General features: G+C 68.8%; 14 protein-coding genes and 1 tRNA gene. 3 read left to right on the forward strand and 12 right to left on the reverse strand.

Going from position 1 to position 15,657, the window contains the following annotated elements; translation table 11 throughout:
• The 3 genes from NE2_RS33785 to NE2_RS33795 form a co-directional block, all read right to left on the reverse strand.
• Nucleotides 1-1,292 (reverse strand): PP2C family protein-serine/threonine phosphatase (locus NE2_RS33785; protein WP_063032755.1); only part of this gene is annotated, 1,292 nt, incomplete at its 3' end.
• Nucleotides 1,289-1,756: an FHA domain-containing protein FhaB/FipA gene (locus NE2_RS33790; protein ID WP_030516711.1), complete on the reverse strand. Its 468-nt coding sequence runs from the start codon at nt 1,754-1,756 to the stop codon at nt 1,289-1,291. The genes NE2_RS33790 and NE2_RS33785, both read right to left, overlap by 4 nt.
• Before the next feature lie 186 nt (nt 1,757-1,942).
• The gene (locus NE2_RS33795) at nt 1,943-3,397 is read right to left on the reverse strand and encodes an FHA domain-containing protein (protein ID WP_063032757.1); all 1,455 of its coding nucleotides are present in this window, start codon (nt 3,395-3,397) and stop codon (nt 1,943-1,945) included.
• Nucleotides 3,398-3,677: 280 nt separating this feature from the next.
• Between NE2_RS33795 and NE2_RS33800 the strand changes: the two genes are divergently transcribed.
• A tRNA-Leu gene (locus NE2_RS33800) sits at nt 3,678-3,760 on the forward strand.
• A 51-nt stretch (nt 3,761-3,811) separates the two neighbouring features.
• Here the strand turns inward: NE2_RS33800 and NE2_RS33805 are convergent.
• Both NE2_RS33805 and NE2_RS33810 read right to left on the reverse strand, forming a co-directional pair.
• A complete protein-coding gene (locus NE2_RS33805; protein ID WP_063032759.1) occupies nt 3,812-4,777 on the reverse strand; it encodes an alpha/beta hydrolase in 966 nt (321 codons plus the stop codon).
• Nucleotides 4,778-4,886: 109 nt separating this feature from the next.
• A complete protein-coding gene (locus NE2_RS33810) occupies nt 4,887-5,894 on the reverse strand; it encodes a GlxA family transcriptional regulator (protein ID WP_063032761.1) in 1,008 nt (335 codons plus the stop codon).
• 78 nt (nt 5,895-5,972) lie between these two features.
• On the opposite strand from NE2_RS33810, the gene NE2_RS33815 reads away from it, so the two are divergent.
• On the forward strand, nt 5,973-6,596 hold the full coding sequence (locus tag NE2_RS33815) for a TetR/AcrR family transcriptional regulator (protein ID WP_063032763.1): 624 nt from the start codon (nt 5,973-5,975) through the stop codon (nt 6,594-6,596).
• Between the two features lie 24 nt (nt 6,597-6,620).
• Here the strand turns inward: NE2_RS33815 and NE2_RS33820 are convergent, their stop codons facing one another.
• Together NE2_RS33820 and NE2_RS33825 are read right to left on the reverse strand one after the other, a co-directional pair.
• On the reverse strand, nt 6,621-6,959 hold the full coding sequence (locus NE2_RS33820) for a GNAT family N-acetyltransferase (RefSeq protein WP_030516716.1): 339 nt from the start codon (nt 6,957-6,959) through the stop codon (nt 6,621-6,623).
• A 712-nt stretch (nt 6,960-7,671) separates the two neighbouring features.
• Nucleotides 7,672-8,664 carry a stage II sporulation protein M gene (locus NE2_RS33825; protein WP_063032765.1) on the reverse strand — a complete coding sequence of 331 codons (993 nt, stop codon included), beginning with the start codon at nt 8,662-8,664 and terminating at the stop codon, nt 7,672-7,674.
• Nucleotides 8,665-8,811: 147 nt separating this feature from the next.
• Here NE2_RS33825 and NE2_RS33830 point away from each other — a divergent pair, with 147 nt between their 5' ends.
• Nucleotides 8,812-9,651 (forward strand): RDD family protein, encoded by an 840-nt coding sequence (locus NE2_RS33830; protein WP_063909557.1) that lies wholly within the window; start codon nt 8,812-8,814, stop codon nt 9,649-9,651.
• A gap of 4 nt (nt 9,652-9,655) precedes the next feature.
• Here NE2_RS33830 and NE2_RS33835 read toward each other — a convergent pair whose 3' ends face one another.
• The 5 genes from NE2_RS33835 to NE2_RS33855 all read right to left on the reverse strand — a co-directional run.
• A complete protein-coding gene (locus NE2_RS33835; RefSeq protein WP_063032767.1) occupies nt 9,656-10,948 on the reverse strand; it encodes a DUF58 domain-containing protein in 1,293 nt (430 codons plus the stop codon).
• Nucleotides 10,949-10,952: 4 nt separating this feature from the next.
• Nucleotides 10,953-11,936, reverse strand: a complete 984-nt coding sequence (locus tag NE2_RS33840) for an AAA family ATPase (RefSeq protein WP_063032769.1) — start codon at nt 11,934-11,936, stop codon at nt 10,953-10,955.
• Between the two features lie 10 nt (nt 11,937-11,946).
• Nucleotides 11,947-12,981 carry a DUF4129 domain-containing protein gene (locus NE2_RS33845; RefSeq protein ID WP_063032771.1) on the reverse strand — a complete coding sequence of 345 codons (1,035 nt, stop codon included), beginning with the start codon at nt 12,979-12,981 and terminating at the stop codon, nt 11,947-11,949.
• Nucleotides 12,978-13,886, reverse strand: coding sequence for a hypothetical protein (locus NE2_RS33850; RefSeq protein ID WP_233429969.1), 909 nt, complete (start codon nt 13,884-13,886; stop codon nt 12,978-12,980). The genes NE2_RS33845 and NE2_RS33850 overlap by 4 nt, the downstream gene beginning before the upstream one ends.
• Before the next feature lie 138 nt (nt 13,887-14,024).
• Nucleotides 14,025-15,657 (reverse strand): DUF4407 domain-containing protein (locus NE2_RS33855; protein WP_063032775.1); only part of this gene is annotated, 1,633 nt, incomplete at its 5' end.

The raw sequence follows: 15,657 nt of genomic DNA on the forward strand, positions 1-15,657 counted from the left end.
GGCGGGGCGACCGGCGGCGCCGGCTTGACGCAGACGGGCAGCAGATCGGTGGCGGCCAGCTTCTCCAGCTGACCGCGGGTGGAGTCGAACCCACCCGGCGGCAGCAGGCCGTTGTTGACCTTGTCGCGGCCGGTCTGCTGCAGATCGGCCACGGCGAGCTGCTTACACCCGCTGGGGAATCCGGCGCCGGGGCGCATCAGGGTGACCTTGTTGTGCGAGTCGACGCAGACCAGCTGGTCCACATCCTGAATCGAATAGCCGAGGACCGAGCCGGGCAGACCGCGCATGATGACCACGTTGCCGTTGTCGGCGCCCACGTAGTAGTTGCTGCGAATCATCTTGTAGCCCACCACGAGTCCGACCACGACGGCCACGACCAGGGCGAGGGCCAGCGCGATCCAGCGGCCCTTGTGACTCTTGCGCGGCTCGGGCGGTTCCGCCGTGACCGCGGCCCGGCGAGGTGCCGCTCGCGGGGGACGCATGGCGGCGGCACGCCCGGCCGCGGTGTTGGGCGGCGGCGTGTCCTCGTCCTCACCGGAGGCCGCACCCGCGACGATGGGGTGGCTCTGGCCGTAGTCGAGATCGATCACATCGGCGACGACGACGGTCACATTGTCGGGACCGCCGCTGCGCAGGGCCAATTCGATGAGCCGGTCGGCCGCCTCGTCGGTATTGCCCTCGCGCAGGGTGTTCGCGATGGTCTCGTCGCTCACCACGTCGGACAGGCCGTCCGAGCACAGCAGATAGCGGTCACCGGCGCGGGCTTCCCGGACGATGAGCGTCGGCTCGATCTCGTTTCCGGTGAGTGCCCGCATGATCAGTGACCGCTGCGGATGGGTGTGGGCCTGCTCCGGGGTGATCCGGCCCTCGTCGACCAGCGACTGGACGAAGGTGTCGTCGCGGGTGATCTGGGCGAGCTCGCCGTTGCGGAGCAGATAGGCCCGGGAGTCGCCGATATGGGCGAGGCCGAGCTTCTTGCCCGCGAACAGGATGGTGGTGAGCGTGGTGCCCATACCGTCGAGTTCGGGTTCCTCCTCGACCTGGTCGGCGATCGCGGCGTTGCCTTCGCGAATCGCCCGGTCGAGTTTGCCGAGCAGATCGTCGCCGGGCTCGTCGTCGTCGAGATGAGCCAGCGCGGCGATCATCAACTGCGAGGCCACCTCACCGGCGGCGTGCCCGCCCATGCCGTCGGCGAGCGCCAGCAGGCGTGCACCGGCATAGACGGAGTCCTCGTTGTTCGCCCGGACGAGACCACGGTCGCTACGCGCTGCGTAGCGGAGAACTTGAGTCACGATCGCAGCTCGATCACAGTCTTACCGACACGGACAGGGGTGCCGAGCGGAACTCGGACGGGGGTGGTGACCTTCGCTCGATCGAGGTAGGTCCCGTTGGTCGATCCTAAGTCTTCGACGTACCAGTCCTCGCCGCGCGGCGATAACCGTGCATGCCGGGTCGAGGCGTAGTCGTCGGTCAGTACCAGCGTGGAGTCGTCTGCACGCCCGATGAGCACCGGTTGGGTGCCGAGCGTGATCCGAGTGCCGGCGAGTGAACCCTGAGTCACCACTAGATACTTGGCGCCCTTCTGGCCACGGCTGAAGGATGGCAGCACCACCGAACCTCGGGTGGGTCGGGGCTGGATCCGAATGCCTGATGCCGCGTAGATGTCGCTGCGCAAGGTGCGAAGCACCGCCCACACGAACAGCCACAACAACAAGAGGAACCCCGCACGGGTCAACTGCAGGATCAGTCCCTGCACGGCGCTCCACCTCCTGTTCAACCGGTCCCGTAGTGGCGTTTCGTCCCCCAACCGGCGTGCTGGTCAGCACGGCCCGGCTGCCGAGCGAATGTTGGCAGCATAATAGGGCCGATGACCGGTTGCGATCACGATACGGGCGAGCGGTTTTCGCGCCCCATCGTGACCTGCACCGGCGAGCTTACGGGATCAGACGATTCGGATCAGGATCTCGGAATGCCCGGCCCGGATCACATCTCCGTCGGCGAGCTGCCAATCCTGGACGGGCGAGCCGTTGACCAGCGTCCCGTTGGTGGATCCGAGATCCGAGAGCATCGCGACCTGACCGTCCCAGCGCACCTCGATGTGGCGGCGGGACACCCCGGTGTCGGGAAGCCGGAAATGGGCGTCCTGGCCACGCCCGATGATGTTGCTGCCCTCGCGTAGCTGATACGTGCGGCCGCTGCCGTCGTCGAGGTGCAGGGTGGCCGAATAGCCGGACCCGCCGCGCGCCGGCTGCGGGGCCGCTGCGTAGCCGCCCTGCTGTCCGTAGGCCGGCTGCTGAGCGTAGGCCTGATCCTCGGCGCCGTAACCGCCCTGGTCCGCATACCCCTGATCGGCATAGCCGGGGTCGGCGTAGCCCTGCTGGCCGTAGCCGCCCTGAGCCTGGTAACCCTGGTCGTATCCGGGCGCCTGGCCGTAGCCCGGCTGCTGACCGTAGTTCTGCTCCGGGTAGCCCTGCTGTTGCCCGTACCCCTGGTCGGCGTAGCCCTGCTGACCGTAACCCTGGTCGTAGCCGCTCTGCTCGTAGCCGCCCTGTTCGTACGCCTGCTGCTGGCCGTACCCCTGGTCGGCATAGGCCTGCTGGCCGTAACCCTGGTCGTAACTGCTCTGGTCGTAGCTGCCCTGCTCGTAGCCCGGCTGACCGTAGGCCGCGCCGCCCTGCTGGTAGCCCGCGCCGCCCTGCTGGTAGTCGTAGCCGTTCTGGTAGTCGCCGCCGCCCTGCTGATAGTCGCCGTAGGCGGGCTGCGATTCCGGCGCGGCGTACTCACCGGCACCGGGATACTGGCCACCCCGGCCGTAGTCGTCCTGATATTGCGGCGCGGGGCGGCCCCCCGGCGGGGGTGCGTACCCGCGGTTGCGTGGATCGGACTCCGCGGGCTCTCGGCTGGGGTCGTAGCCTGAGTTCTGCGTCATGGGGCCAGCTCCTGGTTGCGGGTGTGCGGGTCGTTGTGGGGGTCGTCCAGGTCGATCGGGCGGCCGGCGCGGCGCCGGGGGGTTCCGGCGGCCCGCATCCGGGTCGACCCGGCCGTGCGTCCTGAACTGTCCGGTGTGCAGCGTAGGGGATGTCTCGAATTCGACGTGCACTTCACCGTAGGTCTGCCACCCCTGATCGCGGATGTAGTCCTGTAAATGCTTGGCGAACGCGCGGGTGGTCAACTCGTGGTCTGCGTCGAGTTCCTGCAGGTCCGTGGGGTTGACCGTGATGACGTAGACGTTCGGGGCGAGCAGATGCCCGCCGTCGAGTTCGCTCAGGCGATCCGAGGCCTCGCGCTGCAGCGCCGCTTCCACCTCCTGGGGAACGACGCTGCCGCCGAAGACCCTGGCGAAGGCGTCACCGACGGCGCCCTGCAGACGTCGCTCGAAACGCGAGACGATGCCCATACCGGCCTCCCTTCGATGCCCGCCCTCGTTGCCTACGCTGTATGTCTACGTCAGCTGATCGGTCTGTGTCGTCCGGGCGTCACGATCCCGCGACACGACATGCCGATAGGGCGTGTCGTCGAACGGACACGGTCACTGCATGATATCCACGATCCTCCACCCCTGTAACTCACGACCGTCCACCCACGGTTCCCATTTCCCGAAAATACTCGTCCGCAACCCTCGTGAGCAGGCGATTTCGTGCCGGAACCGAGCGCGTGATACTGTCTTCCAGTCGCTCGGGCGAGTGGCGGAATGGCAGACGCGCTGGCTTCAGGTGCCAGTGTCCTTCGGGACGTGGGGGTTCAAGTCCCCCTTCGCCCACAGAGGAAGAGCCGCAGATCGAATCCGATCTGCGGCTCTTCTTTTTGTGTGTCAGGCCGGGTACAGGGCCGCCCGCAGCACCGAAACCGCCTGGGCGACGGCTGCTTTCGCGGCGTTGGTGTCGTGCATGGAGTTGACCATGACGAAATCGTGGATGATGCCGCCGTAGCGGGTCTGGACGACGGGGACACCGGCGTCGCGGAGTTTGGCTGCGAAGGCCTCACCCTCGTCGCGCAGGACGTCGGCCTCACCGGTGATCACCAGCGCCGGCGGCAGCCCGGCGAGCTGCTCGGTGGTGGCGCGCAGCGGCGAGGCCGTGATCTGGGCGCGGTCCGCTTCGCTGGTCGTGTACTGGTCCCAGAACCACCGCATCCCTTCCCGGGTCAGGAAGTAGCCTTCGACGAACCGCTCGTACGACGGCGTATCGAAGTTGGCGTCGGTGACGGGATAGAACAGCACCTGCTGGACGAACGAGACGTCGCCCCGCTCCTTGGCCATCAGCGTCAGCGCGATGGCCATATTGCCGCCCACCGAATCGCCGGCGATCGCGATGCGGGTGGTGTCGAGCCCCTTCTCGGCGCCGTTCGAGCGCACCCACTGCGCGACCCGGTAGGACTGCTCGTTGGCCACCGGATAGCGCACCTCGGGGGAGCGGTCGTATTCGGGGAAGACGACGGCCGCGTGCACGCCCACGGCGAGATCGCGTACCAGCCGGTCGTGGGTGTGCGCATCGCCGAACACCCAGCCCGCGCCGTGGGTGTAGACGATGACGGGCAGGATGTCGGTCACACCCTGCGGCTTGACGACGCGGACCCGCACCGACCCGGTCGGCCCGCCCTCGACGGTGATCCACTCCTCGTCGATCGCCGGCTTCTCGATCGGCGAATCCTGCACCGAATCAACGGCTTTGCGGCCCTCCTCGGGCGGCAGCTGATAGAGGAACGGCGGCTGGGAGGTCGCGTCGACGAACTCCTGGGCGGCCGGCTCGAGGGAGACGCCCAGCGGATTTCCGGTCATCGGGTTTTTCCTTTCAGCGGGTGTGCGGCTGCGAACAACGCGGCGCCCGAACAGTTTCCGCTGGTGGGAGGGCGGCGCGCCCCTCGCTACGGGACGCGAAAACACCGGATCAAGACACGGCGGCGACCAAGGGTGTCTCGCCGGAACCGGTCGAGCGGAACCGGCGCTGATATTTACTGGGCGATATCCCGAGCCGGGCGACGAACGCGCGGCGCATCGCCTCACTGCTGCCGTAGCCCGCGGCCATCGCCGCCTCGGTCACTCCGAAGCCGGCATGCAGCATGTCGCGGGCGACCCCGAAGCGGATGAAGGCGACGTACTCGGCGGGGGAGCGCTCCAATTCGGCGCGGAACAGTCTGGTCAGATGCCGCGGACTGACGTTGGCGTGTGCCGCCAGCGTCCGAACGGTATGGGGGAAGGCCGGATCCGCGCAGACGAGGTCGACGGCCTTGCGCACCAGCGGGCTGCGCGGCGCCGGCCCCGACAGCGAGGCCGAGAACTGCGACTGCCCGCCCGCGCGCTGCATGTACACCACCATGAGCTGGGCGATCCGGCGCGCGATGTCGGGGCCGAAATCCTCCTCGACCATCGCCAGCGCCAGGTCGACCCCGGCGGTCACTCCGGCCGAGCTGTAGAGGTTTCCGTCACGCACGTAGATGTCGTCGGCGGCCACGTCGATCGCGGGATAGCGCCGGGCCAGATGGGCGGCGAACTTCCAGTGCGTGGTCGCCCGGCGTCCGTCGAACAGGCCCAGTTCGGCGAGGACGAACGCGCCGCTGCACACCGATGCCAGACGACGGGTGTTCCACGACAGTCGCCGCGCCGCCGCGAGCAGTTCGGGCGTGACGAATTTCGAGGGTGGCAGCTCACTGCCCGGAATCACGACGGTGTCGAAGGCGCCCGCGTCGGCTGCCGCGACAGCGCATTCGATCCGAGCGCCGATCGAGGTCTGCACACTGCCGCCGTCCGCCGACACCAGCACGACCTCGTATCCGGGGCAGGCTTGGTTGGCCTCGACGAAAACTTCCGCGGGACCGGTGAAGTCGAGCATCTTGACGCCGTCGAAGACCAGAATTCCTACGCGCCGACGCGGTAGTTGAGCGAGTTCGAGGGCCATCCCGCCATCATTCTGGAGTCACGCCTCCAGAACAAGCTTTGTGGCCGGGGTCGCAGTGGGATTGATACGGTGGGCGCCATGGGGAGGCCACGACAGTTCGACGAATCGGCCTTGCTCGACGCCGCCACCGAACTGTTCTGGTCGCAGGGTTTCGAGCAGACGTCGGTCGAGGACGTCTCGCGGGCCAGCGGCATCGGAAACGGCAGCATCTACGCCGCCTACCGCAGCAAGCGCGGACTGTTCCTCGCCGCCTTCGAACGCTATTGCGAGGGCCGTGCCCGCCTGGTCCGGGAGGTGGTGACCTCGGCTCCCGGTTCGGCGCACGCGGCCGTGCGCGCACTGTTCGAGGCGATCATCGACGACTGCGTCTCGCAGCCCGATCGGCGTGGTTGCCTGATGCTCAACAGCATCGCCCAGCTCGGCTCGCGGCTGCCCGAAGTGATCAGCATCGGGAATCGGACCACCGCCGCCATGGAACGCAGTGTCGCCGAACGGATACGCCGCGCCGCCGAGGAATCCGGCGCCGAACTCGACGCGGCGACCCTGGCCGCCTACAGCGCCACCGTGGTGATGACCGCGCAGGGCCTTATCCAATTGAGCCGCTTGGGAACTCCCCTCGGGCGATTGCGCGATATCGCCGAGGTGTCGAGTCGCAGTCTGCCCGAGGCGTGGAAGGTTCCGGTCGCGGACCGGGTGCGCTGACGGCATCGTTTCCGGGGACGTTCGTCAGCGGCCTCGCTGCGTGCGCACGTAGTCGACGGCGTCCTGCGTGACAGCGTCGGTGATGTCGGCGAATTCCTCGTGCTTCTGGATGTAGCCGGCCACGAACGGGCAGATCGGCACGATCCGCAGACCGGCCTCGCGGGTACGGTCCAGTGCCTGTGAGACCAGGGCGCCGGCCAGGCCGCGTCCGGCGAAGTCGGAGTCGATTTCGGTGTGGTAGAAGATCCGCTGCCCGTCGTGGTCGAGGTATTCGGTGAATCCGGCGAGCCGATCGTCCACGCTGATCTCGAACCGTTCCGCGGCCTGCGTGACGACCGGGGTGGGTTGCTGTTCGGCGGTCATGGGTCTCAGTATCGCGGTCCGGCAGGTCGGATACCCGCAGGTTCGAGCGAGGACGCGCGCGCCGGTGTGATCTTCGCCGCACTTTCGGCGGTTGACCGGTCGTTATTCGCTTCGGATATCACCGGTGAAAAAATGCCGTTCGAGTTCGCTGTCGAAATAACTGCGCAATTCAATGGAAGCGCATACGCAACCATCTGAGAATTACCTGACAGCAGACTTGGAAACTCCGGCAGTAACAAACTTGAAGTTTGTTTGCTGGCCGAGTGAGGTGGGTAAAGCTGGTTGGCCGCAGGTCGATTGAGCCACTGACCTGCAGTGATGACGAACAGGTGAGCAACAGGCGACGCGCCGGGGAATCATCGCGGTCCGGGTATCCGGCACCGCGAGTAACGGCCGAATTAGCAGAAAAATCCCGGCTACCGGAGCGTTGCGGTATGTGTGGGACCGCTATTTCCGACCGCCCGCCAGGTATTTGCGAATGGTCTCCGGAGATGCTGTCGGACTGCGGGTTTCGGCCCGGTTACGGCCGGGCAGACGGAGTGTGCAGGAGGTTGCGCAGGGATAACGATTGTGTAGAGTCGACGGTAACGCTGGCCGCAGCTGAGCTGGACTCGCTGCGGCCAGTGGATCTCAAATCGGCACTCCGATGATCCTTCGAATCCCCGCCCTCTCGCAAGGGATTTTCTCAGCCTCAGCAGAACCCGCCCCGGCGTTAGCCCGATATGCGCTCGCTCGCATCTGTCGCGGACCGCAACGCCGCTCGTTCCTGCACCGCTCGGCGCCCTGGGCCGAAGACATAGGTCAGAAATCCGAGTTCGGCAACCAGCCCGACACCGATTCGCACCGGCGCGGGCCAGTCGGCGGGTGTGACGAAACCCTCGATCAGGCCCGAGACCAATAGGACCGCCACCAGCCCGAGTGCGATCGTCGCCGTCGCCCGTCCCTGCTGGGCCAGCGCCTCGGCGCGTGACGACGGCCCCGGCTCTATCAGCGTCCAACCCAGTTTCAGCCCCGCGCCGCCGGCGACGAAGACGGCCGTGAGCTCGAGCATGCCGTGCGGGAGCAGGAATCCGAAGAACGAGTCGAGCCGCCCGGCATCCGCCATCAGCCCCGCGGAGACTCCGACGTTCAGTGCGTTCATGAACAGCAGATAAGCCGCCGGGAGAATCAGGATGCCGGTGAACAACGCGATGGCCGACACCCAGGCGTTGTTGGTCCACACCTGTGCGGCGAAGGCGTCGTGGGGATGTTCGGAGTAATAGGACTCGAAGCGGCCGCCGGGGGCGGTCAGCGATTCCGCATTCGACGGCAGCCCCAAAGTCCTTCGCGCCGAACCCGAGCCGGACACCCATATGCCGATACCGGCCGAGACGGCCAGAAACGCCGCCGCCACCGAGACCCACCACGGCCACGCTCGATACACCGCGGCGGGGAACCGATGGGTGAAGAAATAGCCGATCTGCGACCAGGTGTCGGTGCGCGCGCCCAGCAGCCGTCCCCGGGCCCGCGCGAGTACCGCGCTGAGACCGTTGATCAACTCCGGATCGGGCGAATGTGATTGCAGCCGCGCCAGCTGCTGGGAGGTGCGGCGGTACAGGGCCACGAATTCGTCCACCTCGGCGCCGCTGAGCCGCCGCTGCGCGGTCAGCCGGTCGAGCCGATCCCAATGCCGCCGCTGCGCGAACGAATAGGCATCGACGTCCATCGGCTCCTCCTGTGTTCCTGCGGGACATCCGCACCCGACCGAATCGCCGCAATGAGCTTCGCTGGGTATCGCGGCGATTCTCCTGTGTCCGCCCGGTCCTCTCGAAGGCTAGTTCGCACGCGCCCGATTCGGGATACTGGAGCGATCATGGCCGATTTCACCACCGGGGAGGCCGTCTCCCTGCAGTTGCCGATCGCGCGCATCCCCACCCGGGCCGCGGCCTTCGCGATCGATCTGGTGCTGCAACTCGTGCTCGGCCTGCTGTTGTTGTCGGCCGTCTTCGCCGTGTTGTTCCGATTCGAACCCGACGGCGCGTGGGTCGACGTGGCCGTGCTGGTGACGATGGTGACCGTCCTCGTCGGCTATCCGGTCGTCAGCGAAACACTGATGCGCGGGCGGACCGTGGGAAAACTGGCGCTGGGCCTGCGCGTGGTGCGCAGCGACGGCGGGCCCGTCGATTTCCGGCACGCGCTGACCCGCGGCCTCGCCGGCGCCCTCGTCGATTTCTGGAATCTCGGTGGGTTCGGTCTGGTCGCGGTGGTCACCTCGCTCTGTTCGCCGCGGGCGCGCCGGGTCGGTGACATCCTGGCCGGCACCGTCGTGGTGTCGGATCGGGCGCGAATTCCCATGCCCGCGCTGGCCACTGCTCCGCCCTGGCTGGTCGACTGGGTGGGCCGGCTGGATCTGTCCGGTCTCACCGAGGATCTCGCGCTGCCCGTGCGGCGATATCTGACCCGCTTCCCGCAGCTCACCCCGCAGGTGCAGGCGGAACTCGGTGCGGCGCTGGTGATCGCGGTGTGCGATCAACTGCGGGTGGCGCCACCGGCCGGATATCCGCCGCTGCACATCCTCGGTGCGGTCATCGGGGAGCGGCAACGCCGGATTCTGCCGCCGCCTCGCCTGCCCTTCTGGCCGATGCCCCAGCAGTGGGCACCACCTGCCGGGCCGGCGCAGCCGTACGCATCGGTGGTCCGGCCGGGATCGTGAACGCTCAGAGGGCTCCGGACCGCTTCAGTTCCAGGTACTCGTCGGCCAGCGCCTCCGGGACTCGCTCCGGCGCCGCGGCCACCACGTCGATGCCCTGGCGCTGCAGGGTTTCTCGCACGATCGCGCGTTCGGTCAGCAGATGTTCGGCGGCCGCGGCGGCATAGACCTCGGCAGCGGTATCGCGACGGGTCGCGGTCGCCGCGATCTCCGGATCGGTGACCGACACCAGCAGCACCCGGTGCCGGCTGCTCAACACCGGGAGTACCGGCAGCAGATTCTCTTCGACCATCGCCCCGTCGAGACTGGTGAACCAGACCACCAGGCTGCGGCGGCGGGTGTGGCGAACCGCGGTGCGGACCATCGCCGGGGTGTCGGCATCCAGCAGCGCGGGCACGACGCCCGAGAGGGCGTGCATCAGCTTGGGCTGCACCGCCTTTCCGCGTGCGCCCCGGACTTCGGCGCGAATCTCGCGATCGAAGGCCAGCAGGTCGACGGTATCCCCGGCCGCGGACGCCAGTCCGCCCAGCAGCAAGGCGGCCTCGATGGCGGTGTCCAGCCGCGTCTGCTCACCGAGCCGGGCGGCGCTGATCCGGCCGGTATCCAGCAACATGAGGACGTGGCGGTTGCGTTCGGGACGCCAGGTGCGTACCAGCACATCGCTGGCGCGGGCCGTGGCTCGCCAGTCGATGGACCGCACATCGTCACCGGCTACGTATTCGCGGAAGGAATCGAATTCCGAGCCCGGACCGCGCAGAGTGGCGACCGATCGGCCGTCCAGATGCCGCAGCCGTTTCACCTTGGCGGCGAGGATCCGTTCGGTCCGAAACGGTGGCAGCGCACGCACCGTCGCGGGTACGGTGCGACGGAACTGCCGCCCCGCCAGGCCGAGCGGACCGAACAACCGAACCGTGACCGGTCCCGCGATCCGATCGCCGCGGCGAGCCGGGCGGACGGTGGTGGCCAGCCGGGTGGTGGTATTCGGCGGCAGCTGCAACCGGTGGGTCTCGGCCGGTGCCTGCGCACTGGGCGGCCAGTCGTCCCACAGCCGCGCCCGCACCGCGCGGGGGCCGCGGTTCAGCACGGTGAGCTCGACTGTGGCGGTGTGGCCGACGCGGACGGTGGTGAGCGGAACCCGGGACAACTCGAGATCATCGGCGCGACAAGCGATCACGTCTATTGCGACGAGGACGGCCAGCACACTCGTCAATACGACGACGCCGGCCCAGGACGGCAGCGCGACACCGACCACCACCGCAGCCACCGCCGCGCAGACCGCGAGCCGACCCGTGACGATCATTGCGCTACACCGGAACCGGGACCGCGGCCAACAGCGAGGACATCACGCCTTCACCGGTCACGCCGTCCAGTTCGGCCTCGGGACGCAACTGCAGACGATGCCGGAGAACCGTCACCGCAACGGTTTTCACATCGTCGGGAGTGACGAAGGCGCGGCCGTTCAGCCACGCCAGGGCTCGTGCCGAGGCCAGCACCGCGGTCGCGCCGCGCGGGGAAGCGCCGTGCTGGACCGCGGGCGAGGTACGGGTGGCGCGGCACAGATCGACGATGTAGGCCAGCACCTCCGGGTTGACCGTCACCTGCGCGACGGCGGCCCGTGCCGCCGCGATATGCGCGGCTCCGGCGACCGGTCGCACGCCCGCTGCCCCCAGGTCGCGCGGGTCGAAGCCGGCGGCGTGGCGCTGCAGGATCCGGAATTCGTCGTCGCGGCCGGGCAACTGGATGTCCACCTTGAACAGGAACCGGTCCAGCTGCGCCTCCGGCAGTGGATAGGTGCCCTCCTGTTCGATCGGATTCTGGGTCGCGATCACCACGAACGGATCGGGCAGCGGCTGCGGGACGCCGGCCACCGACACCTGCCGCTCCTCCATCGACTCCAGCAGTGCCGATTGGGTTTTCGGCGGCGTGCGGTTGATCTCGTCGGCGAGCAGCAGGTTGGTGAAGACCGGCCCCCGGCGGAAGGTGAATTCGGCCGAATGCGGATCGTAGATCTGGGAGCCGGTCACATCGCCGGGCATCAGATCCGGAGTGAACTGCACCCGGGTGTGGTCGAGTTCCAGCGCCGCTGCCAGGGCGCGCACCAGCAGCGTCTTCGCCACGCCCGGCACACCTTCCAACAGCACGTGGCCACGGCACAGCAGGGCGAGCACGAGGTACAGCACGGCGTGGTCGTTGCCGACGACCGCCTTGCCGATCTCGGCACGCACCTCGCCCAGCGCCCGGAGCGCCTGGTCGGCCGTGGGGATGTGGTTGGTCTGCGCCGTGGTCATCCGGTCTCCGTCATCCTATTTCCGATTCGATCCAGTCCAGTTGTGCCGCCACATATTTCAGCGCCGAGTCGTCGGCGACGGGGCCGTAGAAGGCCGTGGCGATGCGGCCCGGATCGACGCCGATCCGGGCGCCGATCACCGCGCTCACCTGCTCCGGCGCGGCATCGGCGCGCAGATTCACGCGGCCGCGGACGCGTCGCAGCGTGGCCGCGCGCAATTTCGCCCCGACATGGTCGCGATCCTTGGTCCTGCGGTAGAGCGCGGCCTGACCCGCCAGCAGCTCACCGGCCGCCACCTGCACCGGGCGCGGCTCGCCGACCACGGCACCCCGGCGGCGGGCGCGCCACCAGACCACGACGCCGGCGAAGATCAGAGCCTGCAACCCGCCGTAGGCCAGCCAGGGCGGTAAGCGCTGGAAGATCGAATCGCTGCCCTCGCCCACGTCGGGCGGGCGGATATCCGGGTGATCGGGCGGCGGTGGTGCGTGCGGCTGGGTCGGTTGCGGCGGGGCCGTCGGCGCGGCGGCCAGCCGGAACAGCAGATACACGACGAGCGCGATGACGAGCGCGCCGAGCACGGCGGCCCAGAAGCGCTTGTCGCGCACCAACTGTGGCAGCGGCGGCAAGCGGCGGCGGCCGGCGCGCTTGCGTTCGGACCGCTGCTGTTCGACCGGGTCGGGAGGGGGAGGCGGCGCCAGCGAATAGCGGTCGGCCGAGGTGAGGCGCTGATATTCGTCCGGTGTGGCAGTGCGGCCGCCGTAGACGATCTCGTCGAAACTGTGTGCGGCGTAGTCCAATTCGGCCGAGGCGTCCGGAAGCGCGTGCCCCGCGGCCGAGGCGGTCTCCCGGGCCGTGCGCGAACGCCGGACCTCGAGTACGCCGCCCTGTTCGAGGCCGCGTACGACGGCGCGGAAGCGTTCGCGCAGTGCGGTATCGAAGTCGTGGTGCCCGGCGGCGGATTCGGCCGCGGCCCGGTGCTGGGCGGCCGGCCCGAGCGTCGGGGGTGGCGGCGCCTCGGGCCGATCCGCGCGTGCGTCGTCGGTCACCGTGCCGCCTGCCCGATGGGTATCCGGATATCCAAACCCTCCCGGCCGCAACGCCTGTCGAGATACACCACTACGGCGGTCGCGGCGTCGACGGCCGCGGCGAACGCCGAAATCAGCAGTGCCGCACCGGACAGCAGGGTGACGACCGCCCAGCGATGGGTTCCGGAGATATCGGAGAGGAAGCCCAGAAGTCCCGCGACCGGCACCGCCAGCACCAGCAGCACGCCGCGCAGATAGAGCCACAGTCCGGCCAGCGGCATCACCCGTCCGGTGGCGAGCAGTTTCGCTCGCCGGACCGCCACCGCGTACGGGGTCGATTCGGCGAACAGGACCGGCACGATCGGCCATCGCGTACCGCGCACCCGGGCCAGCCAGATCACCGCCGGAATCAGCGTGATGATCAGCGGCGTACCGAGCAGGAGGATGCCGACGCCGATCGCTGTGGAGATCACCTGGTTCAGCAGCAGCCGGCTGGACACCGGGAGCAGGCGCGCGGCGGCGGTGCGCGCGGTGATCGGCCGGTTGTGGACGACGGCCAGCCCGATCGGCACGGTCACGCCGACTATCCACAGCCGCAGCACCCATGCACAGCATGCTGTGGAAAGAATTGCAGCCCAGGCGGTTCCGGCGCTCGAATCGTCGGTCGCGAGCGACACCAGCGCGGTGACCCCGACCACGATCCCCAGGGCCGCGGCCAGACCCACACCCGCCAACCCGGCGATCGGCCGGATTCGATGCTGCAATACCGCGAAGGGCAGGTCGCCCAACTCCCGCCACGTCAGCGGTCGCACCGGGATGCGTTCAGCGTCGTCTCCACCGCCGGAGTCGCGGTCGTCGGCACCGCGCGGCGGCACCACGCGGTGGGCGGACGATCGCCCCTCCCGATCGGTCACGACTGGAAACACGGGCCGAGTCTATCCACGGACCCGGACGTATGACGGTTATCCGATCGGCCACCCGGCGGGTGACGCAACCGGGTGGATATGACCGGTTCGGCCGAAAACCACGTGACCGCGACGCCTGGGGCGTCCGGTCGGGTTCGGTCAGTCGCGGCCGGAGCCGGGCGGCAGTTCGCGTGGGGCGCGGTAGCCGAGTTCGGTCGTCTCTCCGGCGGGCAGCTCGCCGTATCGGCCGGATTCCGGCAGATCGGGGTGCGCGGCGGGATTCCGGTGCGGGAGGGCCGCATAGCGCGCGTAGCGCGGGTCGTGCCGGTAGGCGGCATAACGCGGGTCGTGCTGGTAGGCGTCGTACGGGTACGAAGCGGTGACCTGGGCGTAGGGCGCATCCGGTAGCGGATGGCCCGGATGTCCGTAGCCCACCGCCGGATCGAGCGAATCCTCGGAGTTCACCGTCACCTTGCGGGTGCGTTTGAGGGTGAAGGTGATCTCCTCCGCCTCCTCGAAGACCTGACGGACGGTCCGCAACGGTGCGACCGCGGTGTCGATGGTCCGATCGAGCGCGGTGGTGACGAATCCGGGGACCAGCGGACGGATCCAGCGCGCGGCGGTATCGGTGAACGGCACCGTGCCGATCACCGGAAGTTCCAGCCCGCCACCTTTTTTCGCGTCCTCGCGCGGGGCGGGCACCGCGGCCGGCGAATGCGGCGCGAGGCCGGCCGAGGGCAGCTGTGCGGGCAGATTCCGTGCGGTCACGGTCGCCTCCTGTGTCGAGTCGGTTCGGGCCGGGGATTCGGCAGCGGGCAATGCGCCCGTGGTCGGGGAGGTCGCGGATGCGGTCTGCGCACCCGGCGGAAGGGCGGCCAGCGCCTCGAATTCGGCGACCGCCCGGCGCTGCGGTTCGGTGATGCCGATTTCCAGATTGCCGATCGCCGCGATCACCCGTTTGCGCTGGCGCTCGCGGTCGATGGCGGTATCGGCGTGCAACGCCAGTTGTGCGGTGGCAACCCGGTGTTCGGCGCGCTGGACCGCGACCGCGGTATCGGCTTCCCGCTCGGCGCGGTCGGCTTCGGCGCGCGCGGCCACGGCGCGGTCGAACGACGATTCACCCCGCCAGGACCGCAGCACCAGCGGCAGCAGAGCGAGGAGAACCCCGATCGCGATCGTCAGCAGGCGCAACAGCAGCGCAACCGGATGTCCGGTGGTGTAGTCGTTCATGGCCAGCCAGCGCGCGCCCAGACCACGATCTCCGGTGTGGAAGGCGGCGGTGCGGGCCTGCTCCAGGGCGCTCTGGCGGGTGGCGATCTCCGCGTCCACGGGCTGGACGCGCGCCTCGGCGGTGTTGAGCCGTCCGCGGGCATCGTCGAGCATCGCGTTGGCGGTCTGTGATTCCGGACCCCGGCCGGGCACCCCGGTGATCTTGGTCTGCGGGCACTGCGGCGTCGGGTGGTATTCACAGCGGGCGACGACGAGGGCCTGATCCATATCGGCCTGCGCCTGGGCGATGGTCTGTGTGAGTGCGCTGCGTTCGGCAGTGGCTCGGTCGAGCTCCGTGCGGGCGGTGACCACTGTCGCGGCGGAGTCGGCGTCGCGGCGGGACCGATCGTCGAGCGTGCGGTCGACGGATCCGGCGAGAATCACCGTGCTCGCCAGCTCGGCCACCAGGACACCGGTGATCACGGCAACCGCGATCCGCCCGATCCGCTCGGCCCGGCCGCGACCGGCGGACAGTGGCGCGGTGGCCAAGGCTCGCGAGATCGCGCCGACCAGCAGTGTCGCC

It is taken from the genome of Nocardia elegans NBRC 108235 (assembly GCF_001612845.1).
Taxonomy (GTDB): Bacteria; Actinomycetota; Actinomycetes; order Mycobacteriales; family Mycobacteriaceae; genus Nocardia; species Nocardia nova.